The organism is Salmonella sp. 2020_1395 (assembly GCF_043848115.1).
GTDB classification, from domain to species: Bacteria; Pseudomonadota; Gammaproteobacteria; order Enterobacterales; family Enterobacteriaceae; genus Salmonella; species Salmonella enterica.
Map to the genome: position 1 here is coordinate 60,814 of NZ_JBCMFH010000009.1, position 25,408 is coordinate 86,221.

Annotated in this window: 26 protein-coding genes and 1 tRNA gene; 17 read left to right on the forward strand and 10 right to left on the reverse strand. The window is 54.0% G+C overall.

The window, feature by feature from the left end; genetic code table 11:
- Positions 1-125 precede the first annotated feature (125 nt).
- From ACH0WD_RS16025 to mtr, 12 genes are all read left to right on the forward strand, one after another.
- Positions 126-202: transfer RNA gene (locus tag ACH0WD_RS16025), tRNA-Met, on the forward strand.
- Positions 203-409: 207 nt separating this feature from the next.
- Positions 410-862 carry a ribosome maturation factor RimP gene (rimP, locus tag ACH0WD_RS16030; RefSeq protein ID WP_000105461.1) on the forward strand — a complete coding sequence of 151 codons (453 nt, stop codon included), beginning with the start codon at positions 410-412 and terminating at the stop codon, positions 860-862.
- Between the two features lie 27 nt (positions 863-889).
- Complete coding sequence (gene nusA, locus ACH0WD_RS16035; protein ID WP_001031038.1) at positions 890-2,392, forward strand: transcription termination factor NusA; 1,503 nt, start codon at positions 890-892, stop codon at positions 2,390-2,392.
- A gap of 24 nt (positions 2,393-2,416) precedes the next feature.
- Positions 2,417-5,095, forward strand: a complete 2,679-nt coding sequence (gene infB / locus ACH0WD_RS16040) for a translation initiation factor IF-2 (RefSeq protein ID WP_000133064.1) — start codon at positions 2,417-2,419, stop codon at positions 5,093-5,095.
- Between the two features lie 220 nt (positions 5,096-5,315).
- Positions 5,316-5,717 carry a 30S ribosome-binding factor RbfA gene (gene rbfA / locus ACH0WD_RS16045; protein ID WP_001040208.1) on the forward strand — a complete coding sequence of 134 codons (402 nt, stop codon included), beginning with the start codon at positions 5,316-5,318 and terminating at the stop codon, positions 5,715-5,717.
- Positions 5,717-6,661 (forward strand): tRNA pseudouridine(55) synthase TruB, encoded by a 945-nt coding sequence (gene truB / locus ACH0WD_RS16050; RefSeq protein ID WP_000089678.1) that lies wholly within the window; start codon positions 5,717-5,719, stop codon positions 6,659-6,661. The genes rbfA and truB overlap by 1 nt, the downstream gene beginning before the upstream one ends.
- Before the next feature lie 150 nt (positions 6,662-6,811).
- Positions 6,812-7,081 carry a 30S ribosomal protein S15 gene (gene rpsO / locus ACH0WD_RS16055; RefSeq protein ID WP_000059465.1) on the forward strand — a complete coding sequence of 90 codons (270 nt, stop codon included), beginning with the start codon at positions 6,812-6,814 and terminating at the stop codon, positions 7,079-7,081.
- Positions 7,082-7,322: 241 nt separating this feature from the next.
- Positions 7,323-9,458 (forward strand): polyribonucleotide nucleotidyltransferase, encoded by a 2,136-nt coding sequence (gene pnp, locus ACH0WD_RS16060; RefSeq protein WP_001670767.1) that lies wholly within the window; start codon positions 7,323-7,325, stop codon positions 9,456-9,458.
- A gap of 109 nt (positions 9,459-9,567) precedes the next feature.
- A complete protein-coding gene (gene nlpI / locus ACH0WD_RS16065; RefSeq protein ID WP_000802069.1) occupies positions 9,568-10,452 on the forward strand; it encodes a lipoprotein NlpI in 885 nt (294 codons plus the stop codon).
- A gap of 105 nt (positions 10,453-10,557) precedes the next feature.
- Complete coding sequence (gene yrbN / locus ACH0WD_RS16070) at positions 10,558-10,638, forward strand: protein YrbN (protein WP_010723222.1); 81 nt, start codon at positions 10,558-10,560, stop codon at positions 10,636-10,638.
- The gene (gene deaD, locus ACH0WD_RS16075; protein WP_000807248.1) at positions 10,631-12,520 is read left to right on the forward strand and encodes an ATP-dependent RNA helicase DeaD; all 1,890 of its coding nucleotides are present in this window, start codon (positions 10,631-10,633) and stop codon (positions 12,518-12,520) included. The genes yrbN and deaD overlap by 8 nt, the downstream gene beginning before the upstream one ends.
- A gap of 153 nt (positions 12,521-12,673) precedes the next feature.
- Positions 12,674-13,918, forward strand: coding sequence for a tryptophan permease (mtr, locus tag ACH0WD_RS16080; protein ID WP_000224376.1), 1,245 nt, complete (start codon positions 12,674-12,676; stop codon positions 13,916-13,918).
- Between the two features lie 61 nt (positions 13,919-13,979).
- Here the strand turns inward: mtr and ACH0WD_RS16085 are convergent, their stop codons facing one another.
- Positions 13,980-14,510: a hypothetical protein gene (locus tag ACH0WD_RS16085; RefSeq protein WP_001294029.1), complete on the reverse strand. Its 531-nt coding sequence runs from the start codon at positions 14,508-14,510 to the stop codon at positions 13,980-13,982.
- Positions 14,511-14,668: 158 nt separating this feature from the next.
- On the opposite strand from ACH0WD_RS16085, the gene ACH0WD_RS16090 reads away from it, so the two are divergent.
- A complete protein-coding gene (locus ACH0WD_RS16090; RefSeq protein ID WP_000532749.1) occupies positions 14,669-15,388 on the forward strand; it encodes a murein L,D-transpeptidase family protein in 720 nt (239 codons plus the stop codon).
- On the opposite strand, the gene ACH0WD_RS16095 is transcribed toward ACH0WD_RS16090, so the two are convergent.
- The 3 genes from ACH0WD_RS16095 to ACH0WD_RS16105 all read right to left on the reverse strand — a co-directional run bounded on the left by ACH0WD_RS16095 (position 15,366) and on the right by ACH0WD_RS16105 (position 18,432).
- Positions 15,366-16,373: an LLM class flavin-dependent oxidoreductase gene (locus ACH0WD_RS16095; RefSeq protein WP_000130433.1), complete on the reverse strand. Its 1,008-nt coding sequence runs from the start codon at positions 16,371-16,373 to the stop codon at positions 15,366-15,368. The genes ACH0WD_RS16090 and ACH0WD_RS16095 overlap by 23 nt on opposite strands.
- A gap of 176 nt (positions 16,374-16,549) precedes the next feature.
- Positions 16,550-17,446: a U32 family peptidase gene (locus tag ACH0WD_RS16100; protein WP_001540959.1), complete on the reverse strand. Its 897-nt coding sequence runs from the start codon at positions 17,444-17,446 to the stop codon at positions 16,550-16,552.
- On the reverse strand, positions 17,437-18,432 hold the full coding sequence (locus ACH0WD_RS16105; protein ID WP_000421312.1) for a peptidase U32 family protein: 996 nt from the start codon (positions 18,430-18,432) through the stop codon (positions 17,437-17,439). Before ACH0WD_RS16105 ends, ACH0WD_RS16100 begins: the two co-directional genes overlap by 10 nt.
- A gap of 216 nt (positions 18,433-18,648) precedes the next feature.
- Between ACH0WD_RS16105 and ACH0WD_RS16110 the strand changes: the two genes are divergently transcribed.
- Positions 18,649-19,173, forward strand: a complete 525-nt coding sequence (locus ACH0WD_RS16110; protein ID WP_000884721.1) for an SCP2 domain-containing protein — start codon at positions 18,649-18,651, stop codon at positions 19,171-19,173.
- Positions 19,167-19,670 carry a GNAT family N-acetyltransferase gene (locus ACH0WD_RS16115; RefSeq protein ID WP_000908562.1) on the forward strand — a complete coding sequence of 168 codons (504 nt, stop codon included), beginning with the start codon at positions 19,167-19,169 and terminating at the stop codon, positions 19,668-19,670. Before ACH0WD_RS16110 ends, ACH0WD_RS16115 begins: the two co-directional genes overlap by 7 nt.
- Here the strand turns inward: ACH0WD_RS16115 and ACH0WD_RS16120 are convergent.
- Positions 19,657-19,974 carry a GIY-YIG nuclease family protein gene (locus ACH0WD_RS16120; RefSeq protein WP_000928379.1) on the reverse strand — a complete coding sequence of 106 codons (318 nt, stop codon included), beginning with the start codon at positions 19,972-19,974 and terminating at the stop codon, positions 19,657-19,659. The two genes, ACH0WD_RS16115 and ACH0WD_RS16120, sit on opposite strands and share 14 nt — an antisense overlap.
- A 37-nt stretch (positions 19,975-20,011) precedes the next feature.
- Here ACH0WD_RS16120 and ACH0WD_RS16125 point away from each other — a divergent pair, with 37 nt between their 5' ends.
- Complete coding sequence (locus ACH0WD_RS16125) at positions 20,012-20,455, forward strand: YhbP family protein (RefSeq protein WP_000380404.1); 444 nt, start codon at positions 20,012-20,014, stop codon at positions 20,453-20,455.
- Here the strand turns inward: ACH0WD_RS16125 and yhbO are convergent.
- Positions 20,435-20,953, reverse strand: coding sequence for a protein/nucleic acid deglycase (gene yhbO / locus ACH0WD_RS16130; protein WP_000037599.1), 519 nt, complete (start codon positions 20,951-20,953; stop codon positions 20,435-20,437). The genes ACH0WD_RS16125 and yhbO overlap by 21 nt on opposite strands.
- Positions 20,954-21,083: 130 nt before the next feature.
- Here yhbO and ACH0WD_RS16135 point away from each other — a divergent pair, with 130 nt between their 5' ends.
- Entirely contained in the window at positions 21,084-21,719 is a 636-nt protein-coding gene (locus tag ACH0WD_RS16135; protein ID WP_001747711.1) for an NAD(P)H-binding protein, read from the forward strand.
- 66 nt (positions 21,720-21,785) lie between these two features.
- Here the strand turns inward: ACH0WD_RS16135 and dolP are convergent, their stop codons facing one another.
- Genes dolP through ACH0WD_RS16155 form a run of 4 tightly spaced genes read right to left on the reverse strand, consistent with a single transcriptional unit; the run spans position 21,786 to position 25,378 of the window.
- A complete protein-coding gene (gene dolP, locus ACH0WD_RS16140; protein WP_000643280.1) occupies positions 21,786-22,361 on the reverse strand; it encodes a division/outer membrane stress-associated lipid-binding lipoprotein in 576 nt (191 codons plus the stop codon).
- 9 nt (positions 22,362-22,370) lie between these two features.
- Positions 22,371-22,961 carry a DnaA initiator-associating protein DiaA gene (diaA, locus tag ACH0WD_RS16145; RefSeq protein ID WP_000893481.1) on the reverse strand — a complete coding sequence of 197 codons (591 nt, stop codon included), beginning with the start codon at positions 22,959-22,961 and terminating at the stop codon, positions 22,371-22,373.
- Positions 22,962-22,982: 21 nt separating this feature from the next.
- Positions 22,983-23,378 (reverse strand): YraN family protein, encoded by a 396-nt coding sequence (locus ACH0WD_RS16150; protein WP_000057284.1) that lies wholly within the window; start codon positions 23,376-23,378, stop codon positions 22,983-22,985.
- Positions 23,336-25,378: a penicillin-binding protein activator gene (locus ACH0WD_RS16155; protein ID WP_000249223.1), complete on the reverse strand. Its 2,043-nt coding sequence runs from the start codon at positions 25,376-25,378 to the stop codon at positions 23,336-23,338. The genes ACH0WD_RS16150 and ACH0WD_RS16155 overlap by 43 nt, the downstream gene beginning before the upstream one ends.
- Positions 25,379-25,408 lie beyond the last annotated feature (30 nt).

Sequence of the window (25,408 nt, forward strand, 5' to 3'; positions counted from 1 at the left end):
AGGGTTGACATAACTCATGCCTGGTCACTATACTGTGCGCAGATTTTACGTCCCGTCCTCGGTACCAAATCCCAGCAGTATTTGCAAATTTTGCCCAAAACGAGTAGAATTTGCCACGTTTCAGGCGCGGGGTGGAGCAGCCTGGTAGCTCGTCGGGCTCATAACCCGAAGGTCGTCGGTTCAAATCCGGCCCCCGCAACCACTTTCCCTTAGAGTTCTTTTTCAAATATACTGTGAAGATTATGTCCTTCGTAGCTGGATTTGAAAAAAATTCTTTCGGAAGGTACACCAGACCGCCGTTGCGGTTATAGGGTTCAGTTATCTAAAGCCCCGATTTATCGGGGTTTTTTGTTATCTGACTACAGAATAACTGGGCTTTAGGCCCTTTTTTTATGTCTTGGGGGTGGGCTTGTCCACATTAGAGCAAAAATTAACAGAGATGATTACAGCGCCAGTTGAAGCCTTAGGCTACGAGCTGGTCGGCATCGAATTTATTCGCGGTCGCACATCCACACTGCGCATCTATATTGATAGTGAAGATGGCATCAATGTTGATGATTGTGCTGATGTGAGCCACCAGGTAAGCGCGGTGCTGGACGTTGAAGATCCTATCTCCGTGGCTTACAACCTTGAAGTCTCGTCACCGGGTCTCGACCGTCCTATGTTCACTGCCGATCATTATGCGCGTTTCCAGGGTGAAGAAGTCGCGCTGGTTCTTCGCATGGCGGTACAGAACCGTCGCAAGTGGCAGGGCATTATCAAAGCGGTGGACGGTGAAATGATTACCGTCACAGTCGAAGGCAAAGATGAAGTGTTCGCGCTGAGTAATATCCAGAAGGCGAACCTGGTTCCCCACTTTTAACAGTCTGGATGAGGTGAAAAGCCCGCGATGAACAAAGAAATTTTGGCTGTTGTTGAAGCCGTCTCCAACGAAAAAGCGCTGCCACGCGAAAAAATTTTTGAAGCGCTGGAAAGTGCGCTGGCGACAGCAACAAAGAAAAAATATGAGCAGGAGATCGATGTTCGTGTAGAAATCGATCGTAAAAGCGGTGATTTTGATACTTTCCGCCGTTGGTTGATCGTTGAAGAAGTAACCATGCCGACGAAGGAAATTACGCTGGAAGCGGCGCGTTTTGAAGACGAAAGCCTGAATGTCGGCGACTATGTTGAAGATCAGATTGAATCTGTCACCTTTGACCGTATCACCACGCAGACTGCGAAACAGGTTATCGTTCAGAAAGTGCGTGAAGCTGAACGGGCGATGGTTGTCGATCAGTTCCGTGACCAGGAAGGCGAAATCGTCACTGGCGTGGTGAAGAAAGTGAACCGCGACAATATCTCTCTGGAAATTAAATCCGAAGGGATGGCCGGTAACGCTGAAGCGGTGATTCTGCGTGAAGATATGCTGCCGCGCGAAAACTTCCGCCCTGGCGACCGTATTCGCGGCGTGCTGTATGCTGTTCGCCCGGAAGCGCGTGGCGCGCAGCTGTTCGTCACCCGTTCCAAGCCGGAAATGCTGATCGAACTGTTCCGCATCGAAGTGCCGGAAATCGGCGAAGAAGTGATTGAAATTAAAGCGGCGGCTCGCGATCCGGGTTCTCGTGCGAAAATCGCAGTGAAAACCAACGATAAACGTATCGATCCGGTCGGCGCTTGCGTGGGGATGCGCGGCGCGCGCGTTCAGGCGGTCTCTACCGAACTGGGCGGTGAGCGTATTGATATCGTGCTGTGGGATGATAACCCGGCGCAGTTCGTCATTAATGCGATGGCGCCGGCAGACGTCGCGTCTATCGTGGTGGACGAAGATAAACATACCATGGATATCGCCGTTGAAGCCGGTAATCTGGCGCAGGCGATCGGACGTAATGGTCAGAACGTCCGCCTGGCTTCGCAATTGAGCGGCTGGGAACTCAACGTAATGACCGTTGATGACTTGCAGGCTAAACATCAGGCTGAAGCACATGCCGCTATCGAGATCTTTACTAAATATCTTGATATTGATGAAGAGTTCGCGACCGTTCTGGTAGAAGAAGGTTTCTCCACGCTCGAAGAACTGGCCTATGTGCCAATGAAAGAACTGCTGGAAATTGACGGCCTTGATGAGCCGACCGTTGAAGCACTGCGCGAGCGTGCTAAAAACGCACTGGCCACTCTGGCGCAGGACCAGGAAGCAAGCCTCGGTGATAACAAACCGGCTGACGATCTGCTGAATCTGGAAGGATTAGATCGCGATATGGCTTTCAAACTGGCGGCTCGTGGTGTTTGTACGCTGGAAGATCTCGCCGACCAGGGCATTGATGATCTGGCTGATATCGAAGGGTTGACCGACGAAAAAGCCGGTGAGCTGATTATGGCTGCCCGTAATATTTGCTGGTTCGGCGACGAAGCGTAATAAACTGTAGCAGGAAGGAACAGCATGACAGATGTAACCCTAAAAGCGCTGGCCGCAGAGAGACAGGTTTCCGTGGATCGCCTGGTACAGCAGTTTGCTGATGCAGGTATCCGGAAATCTGCTGACGACTCTGTGTCCGCACAAGAAAAACAGACTTTACTGGCGCACCTGAACCGCGAAGCGGTTTCTGGTCCCGATAAACTGACGCTGCAGCGTAAGACGCGCAGCACCCTGAACATTCCAGGTACCGGTGGAAAAAGTAAATCGGTACAAATCGAAGTCCGCAAGAAGCGCACCTTTGTGAAACGCGATCCGCAAGAGGCTGAACGCCTGGCCGCGGAAGAGCAGGCGCAGCGTGAAGCGGAAGAGCAAGCCCGTCGTGAGGCAGAAGAACAGGCCAAACGCGAGGCGCAACAAAAAGCTGAACGCGAGGCCGCAGAACAAGCTAAGCGTGAAGCCGCTGAAAAAGCGAAACGTGAAGCTGCGGAAAAAGACAAAGTGAGCAATCAACAGACTGACGATATGACCAAAACCGCCCAGGCCGAAAAAGCCCGCCGTGAGAATGAAGCTGCAGAGCTGAAGCGTAAAGCGGAAGAAGAAGCACGTCGCAAACTCGAAGAAGAAGCGCGTCGTGTAGCAGAAGAAGCTCGCCGCATGGCGGAAGAAAACAAATGGACCGCAACGCCTGAGCCAGTAGAAGACACCAGTGACTATCATGTCACCACTTCTCAGCACGCTCGCCAGGCCGAAGACGAAAACGATCGTGAAGTAGAAGGCGGTCGTGGTCGTGGCCGTAATGCAAAAGCGGCGCGTCCGGCGAAAAAAGGCAAACATGCCGAATCCAAAGCCGATCGCGAAGAAGCGCGTGCTGCGGTTCGCGGCGGTAAAGGCGGCAAGCGTAAAGGATCTTCTTTACAGCAAGGCTTCCAGAAGCCCGCTCAGGCCGTTAACCGCGACGTGGTGATCGGTGAAACCATCACCGTTGGCGAACTGGCGAACAAGATGGCGGTGAAAGGTTCTCAGGTCATCAAAGCGATGATGAAGCTGGGCGCCATGGCCACCATCAACCAGGTCATCGACCAGGAAACCGCACAGCTGGTTGCCGAAGAGATGGGCCACAAAGTTATCCTGCGTCGTGAAAACGAACTGGAAGAAGCGGTAATGAGCGACCGTGATACCGGCGCTGCGGCTGAACCGCGCGCACCGGTTGTGACCATCATGGGTCACGTTGACCACGGTAAAACCTCTCTGCTGGACTACATTCGTTCCACGAAAGTGGCCTCTGGCGAAGCGGGCGGCATTACCCAGCACATCGGTGCTTACCACGTTGAAACTGACAACGGGATGATCACCTTCCTGGACACCCCGGGTCACGCCGCGTTTACTTCTATGCGTGCTCGCGGCGCCCAGGCAACGGATATCGTGGTTCTGGTGGTAGCGGCAGACGACGGCGTGATGCCGCAGACTATCGAAGCTATCCAGCACGCGAAAGCGGCAGGTGTGCCGGTCGTGGTTGCGGTGAACAAAATCGATAAGCCGGAAGCCGATCCGGATCGCGTTAAGAACGAACTGTCCCAGTACGGCATTCTGCCGGAAGAGTGGGGCGGTGAAAGCCAGTTCGTTCACGTGTCTGCGAAAGCGGGTACCGGTATTGACGAACTGCTTGATGCTATCCTGCTGCAGGCCGAAGTTCTGGAACTGAAAGCGGTACGCAAAGGTATGGCGAGCGGCGCGGTGATCGAATCCTTCCTGGATAAAGGTCGTGGTCCGGTGGCTACCGTTCTGGTACGCGAAGGTACGCTGCATAAGGGCGATATCGTGCTGTGTGGCTTCGAATACGGCCGCGTGCGTGCGATGCGTAACGAACTGGGTCAGGAAGTGCTGGAAGCGGGTCCGTCCATTCCGGTGGAAATCCTCGGCCTGTCCGGCGTTCCGGCTGCCGGTGACGAAGTGACCGTGGTTCGTGACGAGAAGAAAGCGCGTGAAGTTGCTCTGTATCGTCAGGGTAAATTCCGTGAAGTTAAACTGGCTCGTCAGCAGAAATCTAAACTCGAGAACATGTTCGCCAATATGACCGAAGGCGAAGTTCACGAAGTGAACATCGTGCTGAAGGCCGACGTACAGGGTTCTGTGGAAGCGATCTCCGACTCCTTGCTGAAACTGTCTACCGACGAAGTGAAAGTGAAGATCATCGGTTCTGGCGTAGGTGGTATCACCGAAACCGACGCGACCCTGGCTGCGGCGTCCAACGCCATTCTGGTGGGCTTCAACGTTCGTGCCGATGCCTCTGCGCGTAAAGTGATCGAATCTGAAAGCCTGGATCTGCGTTACTACTCCGTCATCTATAACCTGATCGACGAAGTGAAAGCGGCGATGAGCGGTATGCTGTCTCCGGAACTGAAACAGCAGATTATCGGTCTGGCTGAAGTGCGCGATGTGTTCAAATCGCCGAAATTCGGCGCGATCGCGGGCTGTATGGTTACCGAAGGTACGATTAAACGCCATAACCCAATCCGCGTTCTGCGTGACAACGTGGTTATCTATGAAGGCGAGCTGGAATCCCTGCGCCGCTTCAAAGATGACGTTAACGAAGTCCGTAACGGCATGGAATGTGGTATCGGCGTGAAGAACTACAACGACGTTCGCGTTGGCGATATGATTGAAGTGTTCGAAATCATCGAGATCCAACGTACCATCGCTTAATCTTCGTCGTCTTTTGGGCCGCAACGGCGTTGGCTGCGCTCGCTCACCCCGGTCACATAGTTATCTATGCTCCCGGGGATTTACGAGCTTGCCGCCTTGTTGCAATCCAAAATCCTTAGAAGATGATTAGGCGTAGGCCGGGTAAGCGAAGCGCCACCCGGCAAGAAATTTAAAAAGGGGCTTATGGCCCCTTTTTTGTCTTTATTCTGGAGAATTTATTATGGCGAAAGAATTTGGTCGCCCTCAGCGCGTAGCGCAAGAGATGCAGAAAGAGATCGCGCTCATCCTGCAACGCGAAATCAAAGATCCACGTGTAGGTATGATGACCACCGTATCGGGTGTTGAAATGTCCCGCGATCTGGCATACGCCAAAGTATTCGTGACGTTCCTCAATGATCAGGACGAAGCGGCTGTGAAAAACGGCATTAAGGCCCTGCAGGAAGCGTCTGGTTTCATCCGCAGCTTGCTGGGTAAAGCGATGCGTCTGCGCATCGTACCGGAACTGACCTTCTTCTACGACAACTCGCTGGTGGAAGGGATGCGTATGTCCAACCTGGTGACTAACGTGGTGAAACATGACGAAGAACGTCGTGTGAACCCGGACGACAGCAAGGAGGACTGATGAGTCGTCCTCGTCGTCGTGGCCGCGACATTCACGGCGTTCTGCTGCTGGATAAGCCGCAGGGTATGTCCAGCAATGACGTGCTGCAGAAAGTTAAGCGCATCTACAATGCCAACCGCGCCGGGCATACCGGCGCGCTGGACCCGCTGGCGACCGGCATGTTGCCGATTTGCCTCGGCGAAGCGACAAAATTTTCGCAGTACCTGCTGGATTCTGACAAACGCTATCGTGTTATTGCCCGTCTGGGGCAGCGCACGGATACCTCTGACGCCGATGGTCAAATCGTGCAGGAGCGTCCGGTGACTTTCAGCGCTGAGCAGCTTGCGAGCGCGCTGGAGACCTTTCGTGGGGATATCGAACAGATTCCCTCAATGTATTCGGCGCTGAAGTATCAGGGCAAGAAGCTGTACGAATATGCCCGCCAGGGTATCGAAGTGCCGCGCGAAGCCCGCCCGATTACCGTCTATGAGTTGCTGTTTATTCGCCATGAAGGTAACGAGCTGGAGCTGGAAGTTCATTGCTCCAAAGGCACCTATATTCGTACCATTATTGATGATTTAGGTGAGAAACTGGGCTGTGGCGCGCACGTAACCTACCTGCGTCGTCTGACGGTCAGCAAGTATCCGGTGGATCGTATGGTGACGCTGGAGCACTTGCGCGAGCTGGTAGCACAGGCGGAACAGCAGGGCGTTCCGGCGGCGCAGTTGCTCGATCCATTATTGATGCCAATGGACAGTCCAGCTTCGGACTATCCTGTTGTTAATCTGCCGTTAACATCTTCGGTATACTTCAAAAATGGCAACCCGGTTCGTACCACGGGCGCGCCGTTGAAGGGACTGGTTCGTGTGACGGAAGGTGAAGACGATAAATTTATCGGTATGGGCGAAATTGACGACGAAGGCCGTGTCGCGCCTCGTCGGCTGGTAGTAGAGTACCCAGCGTAATGTCGCTTCGTCTTGCGATAAGAGAGCGCTGCGAGTAGAATACCGCCGCTTAACGTCGCGTAAATTATTTAACAGTTTACGCGGCGTACACTGGGATCGCTGAATTAGAGATCGGCGTCCTCTCATTCTTAAATACTTTGGAGTTTTAAAATGTCTCTAAGTACTGAAGCTACAGCTAAAATCGTTTCTGAGTTCGGTCGTGACGCAAACGACACCGGTTCTACCGATGTTCAGGTTGCTCTGTTGACTGCACAGATTAACCACCTGCAGGGTCACTTTGCAGAGCATAAAAAAGATCACCACAGCCGTCGTGGTCTGCTGCGTATGGTTTCTCAGCGTCGTAAACTGCTCGACTACCTGAAACGTAAAGATGTTGCACGCTACACCGCGCTGATTGAGCGTCTGGGTCTGCGTCGCTAATTCTTTCGAGTTTCAGAAAGAGGGGGCCTTCATGGCCCCTTTTTTCCAGCAGATGGCAGCAATTCGCTGGAAACTAATGTATTGTTGCTATGAATGATCTTCCGTTGCAGAGGTTCGCGCGGCTAATGAGAGGCTTTACCCATATCAGGGTTAGGGTTGTCATTAGTCGCGAGGATGCGCAGAAGGTCGGGTATTAACGACGGCGCGTATTATGCCGTCAAAAATTGGAAAGGATATTATTTTGCTTAATCCGATCGTTCGTAAATTCCAGTACGGTCAGCATACCGTTACGCTGGAAACTGGCATGATGGCGCGTCAGGCCACTGCCGCTGTTATGGTAAGCATGGATGACACCGCCGTATTCGTTACCGTTGTCGGCCAGAAAAAAGCCAAGCCAGGCCAGGACTTCTTCCCACTGACCGTTAACTATCAGGAGCGTACCTACGCTGCTGGTCGTATCCCGGGCAGCTTCTTCCGTCGTGAAGGCCGTCCAAGCGAAGGCGAAACCCTGATCGCGCGTCTGATTGACCGCCCGGTTCGTCCGCTGTTCCCGGAAGGCTTCGTTAACGAAGTGCAGGTTATTGCGACCGTCGTTTCCGTTAACCCGCAGGTTAACCCAGACATCGTTGCCATGATCGGCGCATCCGCTGCGCTGTCCCTGTCCGGCATTCCGTTCAACGGTCCAATCGGCGCGGCGCGCGTAGGTTACATCAATGACCAGTACGTGCTGAACCCGACCCAGGACGAGCTGAAAGAAAGCAAGCTGGACCTGGTGGTTGCCGGTACCGAAGCGGCTGTGCTGATGGTGGAATCCGAAGCTGAACTGCTGAGCGAAGACACTATGCTGGGCGCGGTGGTATTCGGTCACGAGCAGCAGCAGGTTGTTATCCAGGCGATCAACGATCTGGTGAAAGAAGCCGGTAAACCGCGTTGGGACTGGCAGCCGGAAGCCGTCAACGACGCGTTGAACGCGCGTGTTGCTGCGCTGGCTGAATCTCGTCTGAGCGACGCGTACCGCATCACCGATAAACAAGAGCGCTATGCTCAGGTTGACGTAATCAAATCCGAAACCATCGAGCAGCTTATTGCAGAAGATGAAACTCTGGATGCTAACGAGCTGGGCGAAATCCTGCACGCTATCGAGAAAAACGTGGTGCGTAGCCGCGTACTGGCAGGCGAGCCGCGTATTGATGGCCGTGAAAAAGACATGATCCGTGGTCTGGACGTGCGCACTGGCGTACTGCCGCGTACTCACGGTTCCGCTCTGTTTACCCGTGGTGAAACGCAGGCGCTGGTTACCGCAACTCTGGGTACTGCCCGTGACGCGCAGGTGCTTGATGAACTGATGGGCGAGCGTACTGACAGCTTCCTGTTCCACTACAACTTCCCTCCGTACTCCGTAGGCGAAACCGGCATGGTCGGTTCTCCGAAGCGTCGTGAAATTGGTCACGGTCGTCTGGCGAAGCGCGGCGTGCTGGCAGTGATGCCGGACATGGATAAATTCCCGTACACCGTTCGCGTGGTGTCTGAAATCACCGAATCCAACGGTTCTTCTTCTATGGCTTCCGTGTGCGGCGCTTCTCTGGCGCTGATGGACGCTGGCGTGCCAATTAAAGCCGCCGTAGCAGGTATCGCTATGGGTCTGGTGAAAGAAGGCGACAACTACGTTGTACTGTCTGACATTCTGGGCGACGAAGATCACCTGGGCGATATGGACTTCAAAGTGGCGGGTTCCCGCGACGGTATCTCTGCGCTGCAGATGGATATCAAAATTGAAGGTATCACCAAAGAGATCATGCAGGTTGCGTTGAACCAGGCTAAAGGTGCGCGTCTGCACATCCTGGGCGTGATGGAACAGGCGATCAACGCGCCGCGCGGCGATATCTCTGAATTTGCGCCGCGTATCCATACCATCAAGATCAGCACGGACAAGATCAAAGACGTGATCGGTAAAGGCGGTTCTGTGATCCGCGCGCTGACTGAAGAGACCGGCACCACCATCGAAATCGAAGATGACGGTACTGTGAAGATCGCGGCGACCGACGGTGAAAAAGCGAAATACGCTATCCGTCGTATCGAAGAGATTACCGCGGAGATCGAAGTCGGCCGTATCTACAATGGTAAAGTGACCCGTATCGTTGACTTTGGCGCGTTTGTTGCCATCGGCGGCGGGAAAGAAGGTCTGGTTCACATCTCTCAAATCGCGGATAAACGTGTAGAGAAAGTGACCGACTATCTGCAGATGGGTCAGGAAGTCCCGGTTAAGGTTCTGGAAGTTGACCGCCAGGGCCGTGTACGTCTGAGCATTAAAGAAGCAACCGAGCAGTCTCAACCTGCGGCTGCGCCGGAAGCTCCGGCGAGCGAACAGGCCGAGTAAGGTAGCCTTTTGCCCTCCGCAGTGCGGAGGGCTTTAGACCTGGCTGGACGCCTTGTTGAGCCACCGGGGAACAGGACGTTCATTCAATCGTTGTCTTCGGGAGTGGGAAATGAAGCCTTTTTTGCGCTGGTGTTTCGTTGCGACAGCACTTACGCTTGCAGGATGCAGTAATTCCGCCTGGCGTAAAAGTGAAGTCCTCGCAGTACCATTGCAACCGACTTTACAGCAGGAAGTGATTCTGGCGCGTATGGAACAGATTCTTGCCAGTCGGGCTTTAACCGATGACGAACGCGCACAGCTTTTATATGAGCGCGGAGTGTTGTATGATAGTCTTGGTTTGAGGGCATTAGCGCGAAATGATTTTTCACAAGCGCTGGCAATCAGACCGGATATGCCTGAAGTATTCAATTACTTAGGCATTTATTTAACGCAGGCAGGCAATTTTGATGCTGCCTATGAAGCGTTTGATTCTGTACTAGAGCTTGATCCAACTTACAACTACGCGCACTTAAACCGCGGTATCGCATTGTATTACGGCGGCCGTGATAAGTTAGCGCAAGATGATCTGCTGGCGTTTTATCAAGACGATCCCAATGATCCTTACCGCAGCCTGTGGCTGTATCTTGTTGAGCAGAAGCTTAATGAGAAGCAGGCGAAAGAAGCGTTAAAAGCACGCTTTGAAAAATCGGATAAAGAGCAATGGGGATGGAACATTGTCGAGTTCTACCTGGGCGACATTAGCGAAGCAACGCTGATGGAAAGGCTCAAGGCGGACGCAACGGATAACACCTCGCTCGCTGAGCATCTCAGTGAAACCAACTTCTATTTAGGTAAGTATTACCTAAGTCTGGGGGATTTGGACAGCGCCACGGCTCTGTTCAAACTGGCGGTGGCCAACAACGTTCATAACTTTGTTGAGCACCGATACGCATTGTTGGAATTATCGCTCCTGGGCCAGGACCAAGATGACCTGGCAGAATCGGACCAGCAATAGCTGACGAACATATCAGCCCGTAATCTTTTTGATTGCCATCACCTTCGCGGGTGAGGGCGTTGTTGTTCGTTAATACACCTACTTTGAGCCGGTTCACACTTTTCAATGAAAATTGCAGATCAATTTCATGATGAGTTATGTAGACTGGCCGCCATTAATTTTGAGGCACACGTACTACATGGCTGAATTCGAAACCACTTTTGCAGATCTGGGGCTGAAGGCTCCTATCCTTGAAGCCCTTACCGATCTGGGTTACGAAAAACCATCTCCAATCCAGGCAGAGTGCATTCCGCATCTGCTGGGCGGTCGCGACGTGCTGGGCATGGCCCAGACCGGTAGCGGCAAAACCGCAGCGTTCTCTTTACCGCTGCTCAACAATCTTGATCCTGAGCTGAAGGCACCTCAGATTCTGGTGCTGGCGCCGACCCGCGAACTGGCGGTACAGGTTGCCGAAGCCATGACGGATTTCTCTAAACACATGCGCGGCGTAAACGTGGTTGCCCTGTACGGCGGTCAGCGTTATGACGTGCAGTTACGCGCCCTGCGTCAGGGGCCGCAGATCGTTGTCGGTACGCCGGGACGTCTGCTTGATCACTTAAAACGCGGCACCCTCGACCTCTCTAAACTGAGTGGTCTGGTGCTGGATGAAGCCGACGAAATGCTGCGTATGGGCTTCATCGAAGACGTTGAAACTATTATGGCGCAGATCCCGGAAGGTCATCAGACCGCTCTGTTCTCCGCCACCATGCCGGAAGCGATTCGTCGCATTACCCGCCGCTTTATGAAAGAGCCGCAGGAAGTGCGCATTCAGTCCAGCGTGACTACCCGTCCTGACATCAGCCAGAGCTACTGGACTGTCTGGGGTATGCGTAAAAACGAAGCGCTGGTGCGTTTCCTGGAAGCGGAAGACTTTGATGCGGCGATTATCTTCGTACGTACCAAAAACGCGACCCTGGAAGTAGCAGAAGCTCTGGAACGTAGCGGCTACAACAGCGCCGCGTTGAATGGCGATATGAACCAGGCGCTGCGTGAGCAGACTCTGGAGCGCCTGAAAGATGGTCGTCTGGACATCCTGATCGCTACCGACGTTGCGGCACGTGGTCTGGACGTTGAACGTATCAGCCTGGTGGTGAACTACGATATCCCGATGGATTCCGAGTCCTACGTTCACCGTATCGGTCGTACCGGCCGTGCGGGTCGCGCCGGTCGCGCGCTGCTGTTCGTTGAGAACCGCGAGCGTCGTCTGCTGCGCAACATCGAACGCACCATGAAGCTGACCATTCCGGAAGTGGAACTGCCGAACGCAGAACTGCTGGGTAAACGCCGTCTGGAAAAATTCGCCGCGAAAGTTCAGCAGCAACTGGAAAGCAGCGATCTGGATCAGTACCGTGCGCTGCTGGCGAAAATCCAGCCGTCTGCTGAAGGTGAAGAGCTGGATCTCGAAACGCTGGCTGCCGCACTGCTGAAAATGGCGCAGGGCGAGCGTCCGCTGATTCTGCCGCCGGATGCGCCGATGCGTCCTAAGCGTGAATTCCGTGACCGTGATGACCGTGGTCCGCGCGATCGTAATGACCGTGGCCCGCGTGGCGACCGGGAAGAACGTCCGCGTCGTGAACGTCGTGACGTTGGCGATATGCAGTTATACCGCATTGAAGTGGGCCGTGATGACGGCGTTGAAGTTCGTCATATCGTGGGCGCTATCGCTAACGAAGGCGACATCAGCAGCCGTTACATTGGTAACATTAAGCTGTTCGCGTCTCACTCCACCATCGAGCTGCCGAAAGGTATGCCGGGCGAAGTGCTCCAGCACTTCACGCGTACCCGCATTCTGAACAAGCCGATGAATATGCAGCTGTTGGGTGATGCGGTTCCGCACGCGGGCGGCGAACGTCGCGGCGGTGGTCGTAGCTTCAGTGGCGAACGTCGTGAAGGCGGTCGTAATTTCAGCGGCGAACGTCGTGAAGGTGGTCGTGGTGATGGTCGTCGCTTCAGCGGCGAGCGTCGTGAAAGCCGTGGTCCGCGTCGTGATGACTCTACCGGTCGCCGTCGTTTCGGCGGTGATGCGTAACTCACGCTGACCTGCGCATTCACAGCGTAAAGTAAAATATACAGCCCCGATCGTCACAATCGGGGCTTTTTTTATTTCTTTTGTACTCGCGTACTGGTACAGTGCAACGTATTGAGAGATAGTCACATTATAAATGACTGGAGAGAGAGCTGAATGGCAACACTTACCACCACCCAAACGTCACCTTCGCTGCTTGGCGGCGTGGTGATTATCGGCGGCACCATCATTGGCGCGGGGATGTTCTCCCTGCCGGTGGTCATGTCCGGGGCGTGGTTCTTCTGGTCGATGGCGGCGCTGGTCTTTACCTGGTTTTGTATGCTGCACTCCGGGCTGATGATTCTCGAAGCCAACCTTAACTACCGCATAGGTTCGAGTTTCGACACCATCACCAAAGATCTGTTGGGGAAAGGCTGGAACATTGTCAACGGCATTTCTATTGCCTTTGTGCTCTACATCCTGACTTACGCCTATATCTCGGCGAGCGGCTCAATTCTGCATCATACCTTTGCTGAGATGTCGCTGAACGTTCCGGCGCGAGCGGCAGGTTTTGCCTTTGCGCTGCTGGTGGCGTTTGTTGTGTGGCTGAGTACGAAGGCGGTCAGCCGGATGACGGCGATTGTGCTGGGCGCGAAAGTGATTACTTTCTTCCTGACCTTCGGCAGCCTGTTAGGGCACGTTCAGCCTGCCACGTTGTTTAACGTGGCTGAAAGCCACGCGTCATATACGCCGTACCTGCTGATGACGCTGCCATTTTGTCTGGCCTCTTTTGGTTATCACGGTAACGTACCGAGCCTGATGAAATATTACGGCAAAGATCCGCGCACCATCGTGAAATGCCTGATTTATGGGACGTTACTGGCGCTGGCGCTCTATTCCGTCTGGCTGCTGGGGACGATGGGCAACATCCCGCGTCCGGAATTTATCGGCATTGCGCAGAAAGGCGGCAATATTGATGTGCTGGTACAGGCGTTGAGCGGCGTGCTGAACAGCCGCAGCCTGGATCTGCTGCTGGTGGTGTTCTCTAACTTTGCGGTCGCCAGTTCCTTCCTCGGCGTGACGCTGGGGCTGTTTGACTATCTGGCGGATCTGTTTGGTTTTGACGACTCGGCAATGGGGCGTTTTAAAACGGCGCTGCTGACCTTCGTACCGCCGATTGTCGGTGGCCTGCTGTACCCGAACGGTTTTCTGTATGCCATTGGTTATGCAGGGCTGGCCGCGACGATCTGGGCGGCCATTGTGCCTGCGCTGTTGGCGCGTAAATCTCGCGAACGTTTCGGCAGCCCGAAATTCCGCGTCTGGGGCGGCACGCCGATGATTGTACTGATTCTGCTATTTGGCGTTGGGAACGCACTGGTGCATATTTTATCGAGCTTTAATTTGCTGCCGGTGTACCAGTAACGTTATTGTGCCGGATGAGCTGTTTTCATCCGGCAATATTTCACAAGTCCGCGAAATGGTATCAAATAAATCCCTGTTTATTATAAAGTTCTTCGGCGAGTGCTTCCCCGTGTTCATCGAAAAAAGCATCGGCGATAGTTAAATTTTCTGCCTTAGGATTTGCCGTTATTCTGCTACCATTGGCGTCAAATTCGAGTGCGATGGCGATCTCCGAACCCCACCAGTAATAATAAATTAGCGCAAAATTATTTTTCCCTGGCGTAATAAATTTCTCGATTCCCCGCACACAGGCCATGAGTGGCATGAAGGTTTCATAGCTCTCTGAGAGAAATATGTGATCCATCGTGACTATCTGTGTTTCTTTATTAAAGTTGATATGTTCAGCATAAATATTCTTTTCACTTTCACCAGAATTACATGCGGCAAGATTGTTAAGCATTTTTGCAGGCTCGCCGTACAACCTTTGCTCCTCAGTAAACCATGGCAACCAGTCGTCATAGTCTTTAATATTTGTTGCCGGTGAATGGAAAAATTTCTTGAGGTTACTCTCGGTAATATGTGCATGAAGAAAAAAGGAAGCAGGTTCACTCATGATGATTTTCTCTGGTAATAAGTCGATTTATTCATATCCCTGTTCGGTTATGATAAAACGATTACTATTTTATAAAAGTACAGAACTGGACCTTTCCTCTATTTCCTGTCATAGGAAAATATATACTTGAACTGGTTCAGAATAAGCGGAATACGAAAATGGGGCGTAAAGGACTACTCGCTATTGTATTATTGAGCCTGTTTATCGCTTTTATTTTAAAATTTTTCTGGCTCACTCCGTACGATGAACACATTTACCTGCCAGTGGAAAAACCTGTCGTATCGTCTTTAAAAATCATTCACCCCGGCGACCAGTTATTTATCCGCATTCTGAAAGCGGAAGATAAGCTAGAACTGTGGGCAAGCGCCAATAACAAGCCTTACGAACTCTACAAAACCTGGACTATATGCGCATGGTCTGGTGGCTTAGGGCCAAAACACAAACAGGGAGATGGTAAAAGCCCGGAAGGCTTTTATGCCACCAACAAAGGGTTGCTTAACCCAAACAGCCGCTATCATCTGGCATTTAATATTGGCTACCCGAATGCTTACGATCGGGCAAATGGCTACACCGGTGATTTCATTATGGTTCATGGGAACTGCGTTTCGGCGGGTTGCTATGCCATGACCGATGCCGGTATTGAAGAGATTTATCAACTGGTGGCGCAGGCGCTAAACAGCGGGCAGAAGAGCGTGCCTGTCCATATCTTCCCATTTACGATGAATGACAAAAATATGCGCCAGGCGCAAGCATGGCCGGAATATAATTTCTGGCGTATGTTGAAGCCCGGCTATGATTACTTCGAAAAAAATCGCCGATTGCCAACCATCACCGTTGAAAATCGGCGTTATAAAATCAGCCCAACAACTCTTCCTTAACATCTATCGCTAAATTAAACGAATGCAGGCGTGCCTGGTGGTCGAAAATCTGCCCATTTACCATAATTTCATCCGCCTGGGTCTCCCGCAGGATGGATTCCAGCCCGTGGCGGACTTTCGCCTTATCACCGACCAGCGACATACTCAGCGCCTGTTGCACGCCATACTGCTCGGATGGCGACCAAAAGGTCTCCATATTCTCAATCGGCGGCGGCAGTTGGCCGGTTTCCCCACGACGTAGCTTCACAAAAGCCTGCTGCATGGAGGTAAACAGGAATTCGGCGTCGCGGTTGCTGTCGGCGGCGATAATATTGATACACACCATCGCGTACGGTTTTTCCAGCCGCGCTGAAGGTTTGAACTGGGTACGGTACAGATGCAGCGCCTGGAACAACATATCCGGCGCGAAATGCGAAGCAAAGGCGAACGGCAGGCCAAGCTGGGCCGCCAGTTGTGCGCTATACAGGCTGGAGCCCAACAGCCAGACCGGGATCTTCTCGCCGTAGCCGGGCACCGGGCGCACATGCGGATTAGGGTCGCGAGCGTCGAACCAGTCCACCAGCTCTGCGACATCGCGTGGAAAGTTATCGATATCGCCGCTCATATGGCGACGCAGCGCGCGCATCGTCGGCTGATCGCTACCCGGCGCGCGTCCCAATCCTAAGTCGATACGTCCCGGGTAGAGCGTATTCAGCGTGCCGAACTGCTCGGCAATCACCAGCGGTGAATGGTTAGGCAGCATCACGCCGCCGGAGCCAAGATGTAATGTTGTGGTATTGGCCGCCAGATAACCAATCAATACCGAGGTCGCCGCGCTGGCGATACCGGTCATGTTGTGATGTTCCGCCAGCCAGTAGCGGTGATAACCGCGCTTTTCGGCCAGCCGTGCGAGATCAAGCGAGTGCGTGAAGGCTTCTTTTGCCGAAGATCCTTCAGGGATCGGCGCCAGATCCAGCACCGAGAACGGAATAGTTTTGTCAGTCATAACGGCTCACTTTGTTACCGATTAATCTTTTAATACTGCATTAAAGATTAGCGAATGTTGTTAACAAAGTGAGCTTTATGAGACTGACGGCAAAACAATGCCCGATAGCGCTGCGCTTATCGGGCCTACGGGAGCGCTATTTGTAGGCCGGATAAGGTATTGATGCCGCCATCCGGCTAGGCCTGTAGCTCCAGCCCGGCCAGCCGCTTCCAGTAGCCGTTACAGTCGCTATGCGCGGCAAGCGGTAATGGTGCGCCGCCGTTTTCGTTAGCGCGAAAGGCATCAAGCATGGCAAATGTCTCCGTCCCCAACGGCGACAGGCGCACGATATCGACCAATCCCTGCATTGACGTCAGTTCGTTGCCAAGGTTATAGACATAGCCGCTCATGGTCTGAATACCGTTAAGCACAAACACCTGCTGATTCTCTTGCGAGAGCACGTCACGACCGTTTGGATACTTGATACAGCAGGTTTCGCACTCATCTTTCGGACGGTCTTCCGAACGGGCGGTAAAGCAGCGAGCGGAGTAGGCCAGCGGCAGATGGCCGTAGCTCAACACTTCCACTTCAAACTGATTGCGGATGCCCAGTTCATCGCACTGATTAAGCAAATTCACCAGCCAGTCGCGAGACAGCTCCACTGGCATACACCAGCGTACCATGCCTTCTTTCAGCAACCGGCGCAGCGTGACCGCGTTGTAGCAGTTCAGCGCATGGCCGGCGACAAACGGCAGTTTGCGCTCGGCGCACAGATTCACCACGCCAAGATCGCTGGCTTCCAGCAGAAAATCGCCGTTGTCCACATAGCGTTTCAGCTCGCTTAATTCAGATGACGCCTGTACCAGCGCCAGGGTGGAGAGCGCCACCTGCTTACCGCTGGCAGCGAGGGATTTCGCCATTTCCAGCCAGTCGCCGACTTTAGTCGCGCGACGCTTGCTGCACACCGCTTCGCCCAGATAAATGACGTCAGCGCTGCTTTTTGCGGCCTGCTGATAAAAATCTTCCAGCGTCTCTTTCGGCCAGTAATAAAGCACCGGTCCTAAGGAATATTTCATAGCTCCTCTCACTGCCATTTACGGTGATATGCGCCAAGCGTGGTTTGAGTGCCTTCGGACATCGCGCCGAGCGTCTCCATCCAGTCGCGCTGTGGAACGAAGTTTTGCGGGGCGGCTTTGCAGCGATCGATCGCCTGGCGCCACACTTTCGCCACCTGGCTAACGTAGGCCGGGCTGCGCTGGCGGCCTTCGATCTTCACCGAAGCGATGTTCGCCACCATGAGCTCCGGCAGCAGTTCCAGCGTGTTCAGGCTGGTTGGCTCCTCCAGCGCGTGATAGCGCTCGCCGTCCACTAAATAGCGGCCTTTGCACAGCGTTGGGTAGCCCGCGTTTTCGCCATCCTGGTAACGGTCAATCAGGACATCATTCAGGCGCGATTCCAGCCCCTGCGGCGTTTGCTGCCAACGGACAAAGCGGGCGGGAGAGCAGGCGCCGACGGTATTGGGCGACTCCCCCGTCAGGTAGGAAGAAAGATAGCAGCGACCTTCCGCCATAATGCACAAGCTGCCAAACGCGAATACCTCCAGCGGCACCGGCGTGACGCGGGCGAGTTGTTTTACCTGGTGAATCGACAGTACACGCGGCAGTACTACACGGTGGACATCAAAGTTGCGGTGATAAAAGCGAATCGCCTCTTCGTTGGTTGCCGAGGCCTGAACGGAAACATGGCGCTCAATATGTGGGTAACGCTCTGCGGCATATTCCAGCATAGCGAGGTCGGCAAGAATCAGCGCGTCGGCGCCAAGCTGCGCCGCCATATCCACGGCGCGCTGCCAGCGAGCATAGCCGTCCGGATGCGCAAAAGTATTAATGGCGATGTGTAATTTGCGGCGATGCTGGTGAACAAAACTCACCGCTTCCTGCAATTTTTTTTCGGTAAAGTTAAGGCCGGCAAAATGACGGGCATTGGTATCGTCTTTTAACCCGATATAAACGGCGTCAGCGCCGTTTTCGATGGCCGCCTTCAGCGCCGGGAGATTTCCGGCAGGGCAGAGCAGCTCCATAATTTATCCTGAGGGTTACGTCTGAGACGCAAAATTGTTAACGAACAGGGATTTTAGTTAACCTTGCTGCGACAATTTTTGATTTAAGGCAGTTAAAGGCGTATTGGTAACACCAATAATGGGGTAGAAAATCAGACCCAATTGTTGATTTACGCCGCCATGTGATTTATTGGATATGGCAAAATAACAGGACTATTGAAACAGGGAGTAAAGCTCGTGTTAGATAAACTGCGTTCACGCTTAGTCCATGCTGGCCCGTCTCTGATGAGTGTACCGGTTAAACTGACGCCCTTTGCGCTAAAGCGCCAGGTTCTGGAACAGGTTCTGAGCTGGCAGTTTCGTCAGGCGCTGGCCGATGGAGAGCTGGAATTCCTCGAAGGTCGTTGGTTAAGCATTCATGTTCGTGACATCGACTTAAAATGGTATACCACGGTTGAAAATGAAAAACTGATCGTTAGCCAGCAGGCGGATGCCGACGTCAGTTTTAGCGCCGACGCCAGCGATCTGCTAATGATCGCCGCCCGTAAACAGGATCCGGATACGCTCTTTTTCCAGCGTCGACTGGTCATTGAAGGCGATACTGAGTTAGGGTTGTATGTGAAGAATCTGATGGACGCCATCGAACTGGAGCAGATGCCGAAAGCGTTACGCGTTATGCTGCTGCAACTGGCGGATTTTGTTGAGGCGGGTATGAAAAACTCGCCGGAAACCAAACAGACCTCGGTAGGTGAACCATGCTAATTCGAGTAGAAATTCCCATTGATGCGCCTGGTATTGATGCGCTGTTACGCCGTTCATTCGAAAGCGATGCGGAAGCGAAGCTGGTTCACGATTTGCGTGAAGATGGTTTTCTGACGCTCGGACTGGTGGCCACGGATGATGAAGGTCAGGTGGTGGGCTATGTCGCCTTTAGCCCGGTTGATGTGCAGGGCGAAGATTTACAGTGGGTCGGCATGGCGCCGCTGGCGGTCGATGAAAAGTATCGCGGGCAAGGGCTGGCGCGCCAGTTAGTGTATGAAGGGCTGGATTCGCTCAACGAGTTCGGCTACGCGGCGGTCGTGACGCTGGGCGACCCGGCGTTATATAGCCGCTTCGGTTTTGAACTGGCCGCGCATTACGATCTTCACTGCCGTTGGCCCGGTACGGAAAGCGCTTTCCAGGTACACCGTTTGGCTGAGGATGCGCTGGAAGGCGTGACGGGGCTGGTGGAGTATCACGACCACTTCAATCGTTTTTAAGCACCGGCGTTTGCAGGCTGGACAGCAGCGCCTCAAACGCTTCGCGTTCCGTCACAAGGCGCTCCTTCTGGCGCTTTGTGAGCTGTTTGATGCGATACTCTATGCGCAGGGCCAGCGAGCGATCGCCGACCTGCGCCGCAAACGCCAGCGTTAACTCGCCTTTTCCCCGTAATGCTTTTGCGCCTTTTCCCGTTTGATGCTGCCTGTAACGACGCGCCACATCGGTGGTTATTCCGGTGTAAAGCGCATTGTCTGCAGTACGAATCAGATACAGATACCAGGGTGTCATTGTCGCCATCAGCATGATAATTTTCAGGTTCCCAGTATAAGCGAGAATAAAGATGGACACACTTACCGCTATTGGCCGTTGGCTGGCGAAACAACACGTGGTGACCTGGTGCGTACACCATGAGGGAGAGCTGTGGTGCGCCAATGCGTTTTATTTGTTTGATGCGCAAAACGTCGCGCTGTATCTGTTAACGGATGATAAAACCCGCCATGCGCAAATGTCTGGCGCGTGCGCGCCAGTTGCGGGAACGGTCAATGGTCAGCCGAAAACGGTGGCGCGCATTCGCGGCGTACAGTTTAAAGGGGAAATTCGCCGTCTGGAGGGGCAGGAGAGCGACGCCGCGCGTAAAGCTTACCTTCGTCGCTTCCCGGTCGCCAGGGTGCTGCCAGCGCCGGTATGGGAAATCCGGCTGGATGAAATTAAATTCACCGACAACACGCTGGGGTTTGGTAAAAAACTGCACTGGTTACGCGACTCACGCGCCCAGCAGGCGTAGCGCCTCGCGGTTAAATGCCGGCAGGTCGTCAGGCGTGCGGCTGGTCACCAGCTGATCTTTATCGACGACGACTTCCTGATCGTAAAATTCCGCGCCCGCATTCTTCACATCGATAATAATCGGTTTCACCGCCGTGAGTTTGCGGCCACGAATGACATCGGCGCTGATCAACAACTGTGGGCCGTGGCAAATGGCAAAAACCGGTTTACCGCTGTTAACGAAATCGCGGGTAAAATCCACGAAACGGCTGTCGCCGCGCAGGTAGTCCGGCGAATGACCTCCCGGCAATAGCAAGGCGTCGAACTCGTCGGGACGAACGTCATCAATAGCCTTATCAATGGTGACGCTGGCCTCGCCTTTTTTTCCTTTCACCGTTTTTCCCGCCTCTTTTTCGATGGTGATGACCTCATGGCCGGCCTGACGGAATTCTGCAGCCGGCGAGGTAAATTCTGAATCTTCAAATTCATCGGTAATCAAAACGGCAATTTTCTTACTCATGCGTTTCCTCCGCAGTGGTGGCGTCGGGTAAGGCAAATTTTCCACAATGATGGATACTTACCTCGTAGACTATTAAGCCTGGTCGATAGGGCCGAGAGTGCAAGGTGGACAAATCTGTAAAGGAGCGAGGATGAGTCAGGTACTGATTACCGGCGCGACCGGACTGGTCGGCGGACATCTGCTGAGAATGTTAATCAACACGCCGCAGGTGAGCGCTATCGCCGCGCCGACGCGTCGCCCGCTGACGGATATTGTCGGCGTTTATAACCCTCACGATCCGCAGCTTACCGATGCGTTAGCTCAGGTGACCGACCCGGTAGATATTGTTTTTTGCTGCCTGGGCACGACCCGGCATGAAGCGGGAAGTAAAGCGGCGTTTATTCATGCGGATTATACGCTGGTGGTTGATACCGCGCTGACCGGGCGTCGACTGGGCGCGCAGCACATGTTGGTGGTCAGCGCAATGGGAGCAAACGCGCACTCTCCGTTTTTCTACAATCGGGTGAAAGGAGAAATGGAGGAGGCGTTAATCGCGCAAAATTGGCCTCGTTTGACGATTGCCCGGCCTTCTATGCTGCTCGGCGACAGAACAACGCGGCGGGTGAATGAAACGCTTTTCGCTCCGCTATTTCGGCTGTTGCCAGGAAACTGGAAATCGATCGATGCGCGGGATGTGGCGCGGGCCATGCTGGCGGAAGCGCTGGCGCCAGCACAAGAAGGCGTGACGATTCTGACCTCATCGCAACTGCGGGAAAAAGCGGAATAGCGAAGCCGGATGATTTACCGGATGGCGACGCGGTTTACACATTCTTATCGCCACCCGGCACACCGGTTACTTAATATACGTAAAGGCGGTGGTCACGCGTTTCACGCCGCTCACCCGGCTGGCGATGTCCGCTGCCGCTTTACCTTCACGTTCAGTCACCAGGCCCAGCAGGAACACTTCGCCATTTTCGGTGGTGACTTTCACGTTTGACGATTTTACCTGATCGCTGGTCAGTAGCTGTGAGCGAACTTTCGTGGTGATCCAGGTATCGTTAGAGGCGGTCCCCAGGCCGATAGGCTGACCCTGGCGAATCTCGTTATAGACCTCGGTGGTGCCTTCAACGCCCATCGCTATCTGTTTAGCGCGTGCGGAGAGTTCGCTGTTTGGCGACTGCCCCACTAACAAAACTTTGCCCTGATAAGCCGTGACATTGATGCGCGTCTCTTTTTTGATTTGCTCATCTTTCGACAGCGCGCTGCTGACACGCAGTTCCAGCGTTCCGTCATCCACCTGGGTGCCCACGCTACGCGGGTCGGTTGCGGCTTTGGTGCCGACGGCTGCCGTACCCACTACCGCGGCGGCGACGCAACCTTGCAATAGCAACGCAGAAATAAGGACTGCGAGCGGCGAAAATGCCTTCATGTGTACTCCTTAATCATCCTGGTGAGGAAAAAGCGTGTTATCGATCAAATCGCACAGGCAGTTTACCGTCAGCATATGCATTTCCTGAATGCGCGCGCTGTGGTGTGAAGGGATACGAATTTCGACATCCTGCGGCCCTAATAGTCCGGCCAGCTCGCCCCCGTCATACCCGGTTAGCGCCACAATGGTCATGTCACGTGTGACGGCTGCTTCAACGGCTTTTACGATATCGCGACTATTACCACGCGTAGAGATCGCCAATAAAACATCGCCTGCATGTCCCAGCGCCCGGACTTGTTTTGCATAAACTTCATCGTGCAGGCGATCGTTAGCGATCGCAGTTAAGACCACATTATCGGTATTTAGTGCAATGGCGGGTAAACTGGGTCGCTCCGTTTCAAAGCGGTTAATCATGCTGGCAGCAAAATGCTGTGCGTTGGCCGCGGACGTCCCGTTTCCGCAACAGAGGATTTTGTTGCCGTTAAGCAGGGAATGAACCAGCGTCATGGCGGCGCGGGAAATGGCATCCGGAAGCGCTTCCGCCGCAGCAATTTGAGTTTGAATGCTTTCTGTAAAGCAAACTTTGATTCTTTCGAGCACGCTAATCCTTAAAATCTTCAATTATGAGTGGTCGTTAAACGCATCCCGAAACCACTCAATCTCATTTCCGGTGAAGGCTAACACATCGAACCGACAATCCACAGTATCAAAACTCCCATTCTGGCGGGCGAGCCACAAGCGGGCAGTATGTAATAATTTGTGTTGCTTGCTGTGGGTCACACTAGCCGCCGCGCCGCCATAAAGCCCGGAGCGCCGATAGCGGACCTCAACAAAAACCGTCGTTTTTCCATCGCGCATGATCAGATCGATTTCGCCGCCGCGCTCGCGCACGTTGGCGGCGATAAACCGCAGTCCTTTGCTTTCCAGCCAGCGACGCGCGGCAGCTTCCCACGCGTCGCCAGCCTGTTTACGCGTTAGCTGGCGGGAACAATCTCCCCTTGCTGGTATTTGAGCCATGATAACTTCCTGTTAATCACACAATCCGGGCTGGCGGTTAATGCGCCGGTATTACCATTGATCTCAAATCCCTGCACCTGACGCATCTGCGAAAAGTGGTTCGCCAGCGTCCAGGCATCCACGCCCATGGCGTACATCCGCGCCAGAGAATAGTCGTTATGTACAGCGCTCAGCGCCTGCTGCATCAACGGCATATTGCCGCCTGCCAGCATAGGAATTTCACTGTATTGTAAACCCTCCATTTCCAGACGGAAGTCGGGGCCGGAGGTGCCTTGCGCGCTGCGGGAGCTGGCATACAGCGTCGCGCCGCTCTGAGTGCCGTTACGCATGGCGATCATCGGTTTGATAAAGCCAATCTCTTCCGGCGTAGCCAGAATATAGACCGCGTCTACGCGTCCGCCGCCGGTGATTTGCGCGTCGGTCGGCGGCGCAGGGATGGTCAGACCGCCAATGGTGACGCCAGGCTGCGCAGGCACGCTGGCGGCGACCGGGCTGCCCGTCAACGCGATACCCGCACCGCCGTTCACGCCCATTTTCAGCTCGGCTACGGAGCCGAATTTTTGCTGTAACACGATGCCGCCGCCCAGTTTTTGCCACTCCTGGGTGAAGGCGTTCGCCACGCGATCGCCAAGCGTGCTGCGTGGGATCAACAGCAGCGGCGACTGCTTGCCCTGGTCATAAATATGATGCGCCGCATCACGGGCTTCATCTTCTGGAGAGAGCGCGAAATAGCAGATATTAGGGAAGCTACGTACCGTTTCCGGCTGGTTGAGCGCCAGCACGTTGAGCGGCGTGTTGCTTTTCATCAGCGCTTCCACATTGTTTTTCAACAGCGGCCCGACCACGATACTGGCGCCGTCTTGCTGAACCTGAGCAAGCACCTGATCCAACGGCTGGGAAGAGGTATCGTAGATTTTTAATTCAGCGGAGGGATCCGCCGGCGCGCTTGTTGTAGCAGGGGGAGTTTGTGGCGCGCTGACTGGCGTAGCGGACTGGGATGGAGCGTCATCAGTCAGATCGCTCACCGAGGCCTGCGACGGACTGGCGACGCCGTTGGTCATTTGTGGCTGCGTCTCCTCCACGCCAGGTTCGACCGGCGCGTCAGGCGCGGCGGCAGGCTGCGTCTCTACCGCCTGGGTGCCGAGGTTTTTCGCGGCTTCGAAACCTTGCTGGATGGTACGGCCAAACACGGCAGCCTGACCGTTCAGCGGCAGCAGCAGAGCGATTTTGCTGGTGGAAGCTGGTTTAAAACGTTGTACATTGACGAGCTGCGTCGGCAGCATTTTCGCCCCCGGATTTTGCGGGTAGCGTTTTTGCCAGTCGGCGATCCCGGCTTTCAGCATGTCTGGATCGTTGCGGTTGTCAAACCAGACGCGTTGCAGATCCAGCCAGCCCTGAAGCACATTTTCATCGGCGTTGATAACCAGCGTCCTGGCCTGATCCGGCGTCATGGCGGAGAGCGCCTGCCAGGTGGTGTCGATATTTTTTTGTTTCTCTTTCGCCGCCAGTAGCGGTTCCTGGGCGATTAACGCCCGCAATAGGGTAAGCGACGGGCGTCCCTGGCTGGCAACGATCTGCGCCTGCCAGTAACGCGCTTGCTGATGTGGCGCAAAGTCGGCGGGTTTTAGTTTATCCAGCAAGGCCTGCGCGCCTGCGACATCTTTTTGCGCCAGTTTGATTTCTACCGCTAATAAAGACTGTTCGCGACGCTGGGCATCGTTCAGATTTTGCGGGAGTTGGTTGAACAGGTCGACGGCCTGCTGGCTTTTTCCTTCTTTCAACAGTGCATGAATGGCGAGTAATTGCCAGTTGGTCTTGCTATCATCTGCGCTTTGCTGCATCTGATGCAGGTAAAAGGCGGAGTCAGCTTGCGCTGAACCCTGCATATAGGCTGCGCTTTGATCTGGCGCCTGGGTGCCGCACCCGGCGAAAAGTAGCGCAGCCAGGACGACAGGCAGCGCGCGTGCGGCGTTCAAACGAGAAAATGTTGAGGGTACCATACTGTATCCAGTGATATTTTTTTACGCAAT

Excerpts from the sequence above, each read along its gene's own strand:
- nusA (WP_001031038.1), top strand. The coding sequence starts at position 890 with ATGAACAAAGAAATTTTGGCTGTTGTTGAAGCCGTCTCCAACGAAAAA.
- infB (WP_000133064.1), top strand. The coding sequence starts at position 2,417 with ATGACAGATGTAACCCTAAAAGCGCTGGCCGCAGAGAGACAGGTTTCC.
- rbfA (WP_001040208.1), top strand. The coding sequence starts at position 5,316 with ATGGCGAAAGAATTTGGTCGCCCTCAGCGCGTAGCGCAAGAGATGCAG.
- truB (WP_000089678.1), top strand. The coding sequence starts at position 5,717 with ATGAGTCGTCCTCGTCGTCGTGGCCGCGACATTCACGGCGTTCTGCTG.
- rpsO (WP_000059465.1), top strand. The coding sequence starts at position 6,812 with ATGTCTCTAAGTACTGAAGCTACAGCTAAAATCGTTTCTGAGTTCGGT.
- nlpI (WP_000802069.1), top strand. The coding sequence starts at position 9,568 with ATGAAGCCTTTTTTGCGCTGGTGTTTCGTTGCGACAGCACTTACGCTT.
- yrbN (WP_010723222.1), top strand. The coding sequence starts at position 10,558 with ATGAAAATTGCAGATCAATTTCATGATGAGTTATGTAGACTGGCCGCC.
- deaD (WP_000807248.1), top strand. The coding sequence starts at position 10,631 with ATGGCTGAATTCGAAACCACTTTTGCAGATCTGGGGCTGAAGGCTCCT.
- mtr (WP_000224376.1), top strand. The coding sequence starts at position 12,674 with ATGGCAACACTTACCACCACCCAAACGTCACCTTCGCTGCTTGGCGGC.
- ACH0WD_RS16085 (WP_001294029.1), bottom strand. The coding sequence starts at position 14,510 with ATGAGTGAACCTGCTTCCTTTTTTCTTCATGCACATATTACCGAGAGT.
- ACH0WD_RS16090 (WP_000532749.1), top strand. The coding sequence starts at position 14,669 with ATGGGGCGTAAAGGACTACTCGCTATTGTATTATTGAGCCTGTTTATC.
- ACH0WD_RS16095 (WP_000130433.1), bottom strand. The coding sequence starts at position 16,373 with ATGACTGACAAAACTATTCCGTTCTCGGTGCTGGATCTGGCGCCGATC.
- ACH0WD_RS16100 (WP_001540959.1), bottom strand. The coding sequence starts at position 17,446 with ATGGCAGTGAGAGGAGCTATGAAATATTCCTTAGGACCGGTGCTTTAT.
- ACH0WD_RS16105 (WP_000421312.1), bottom strand. The coding sequence starts at position 18,432 with ATGGAGCTGCTCTGCCCTGCCGGAAATCTCCCGGCGCTGAAGGCGGCC.
- ACH0WD_RS16115 (WP_000908562.1), top strand. The coding sequence starts at position 19,167 with ATGCTAATTCGAGTAGAAATTCCCATTGATGCGCCTGGTATTGATGCG.
- ACH0WD_RS16120 (WP_000928379.1), bottom strand. The coding sequence starts at position 19,974 with ATGCTGATGGCGACAATGACACCCTGGTATCTGTATCTGATTCGTACT.
- ACH0WD_RS16125 (WP_000380404.1), top strand. The coding sequence starts at position 20,012 with ATGGACACACTTACCGCTATTGGCCGTTGGCTGGCGAAACAACACGTG.
- yhbO (WP_000037599.1), bottom strand. The coding sequence starts at position 20,953 with ATGAGTAAGAAAATTGCCGTTTTGATTACCGATGAATTTGAAGATTCA.
- ACH0WD_RS16135 (WP_001747711.1), top strand. The coding sequence starts at position 21,084 with ATGAGTCAGGTACTGATTACCGGCGCGACCGGACTGGTCGGCGGACAT.
- dolP (WP_000643280.1), bottom strand. The coding sequence starts at position 22,361 with ATGAAGGCATTTTCGCCGCTCGCAGTCCTTATTTCTGCGTTGCTATTG.
- ACH0WD_RS16150 (WP_000057284.1), bottom strand. The coding sequence starts at position 23,378 with ATGGCTCAAATACCAGCAAGGGGAGATTGTTCCCGCCAGCTAACGCGT.
- ACH0WD_RS16155 (WP_000249223.1), bottom strand. The coding sequence starts at position 25,378 with ATGGTACCCTCAACATTTTCTCGTTTGAACGCCGCACGCGCGCTGCCT.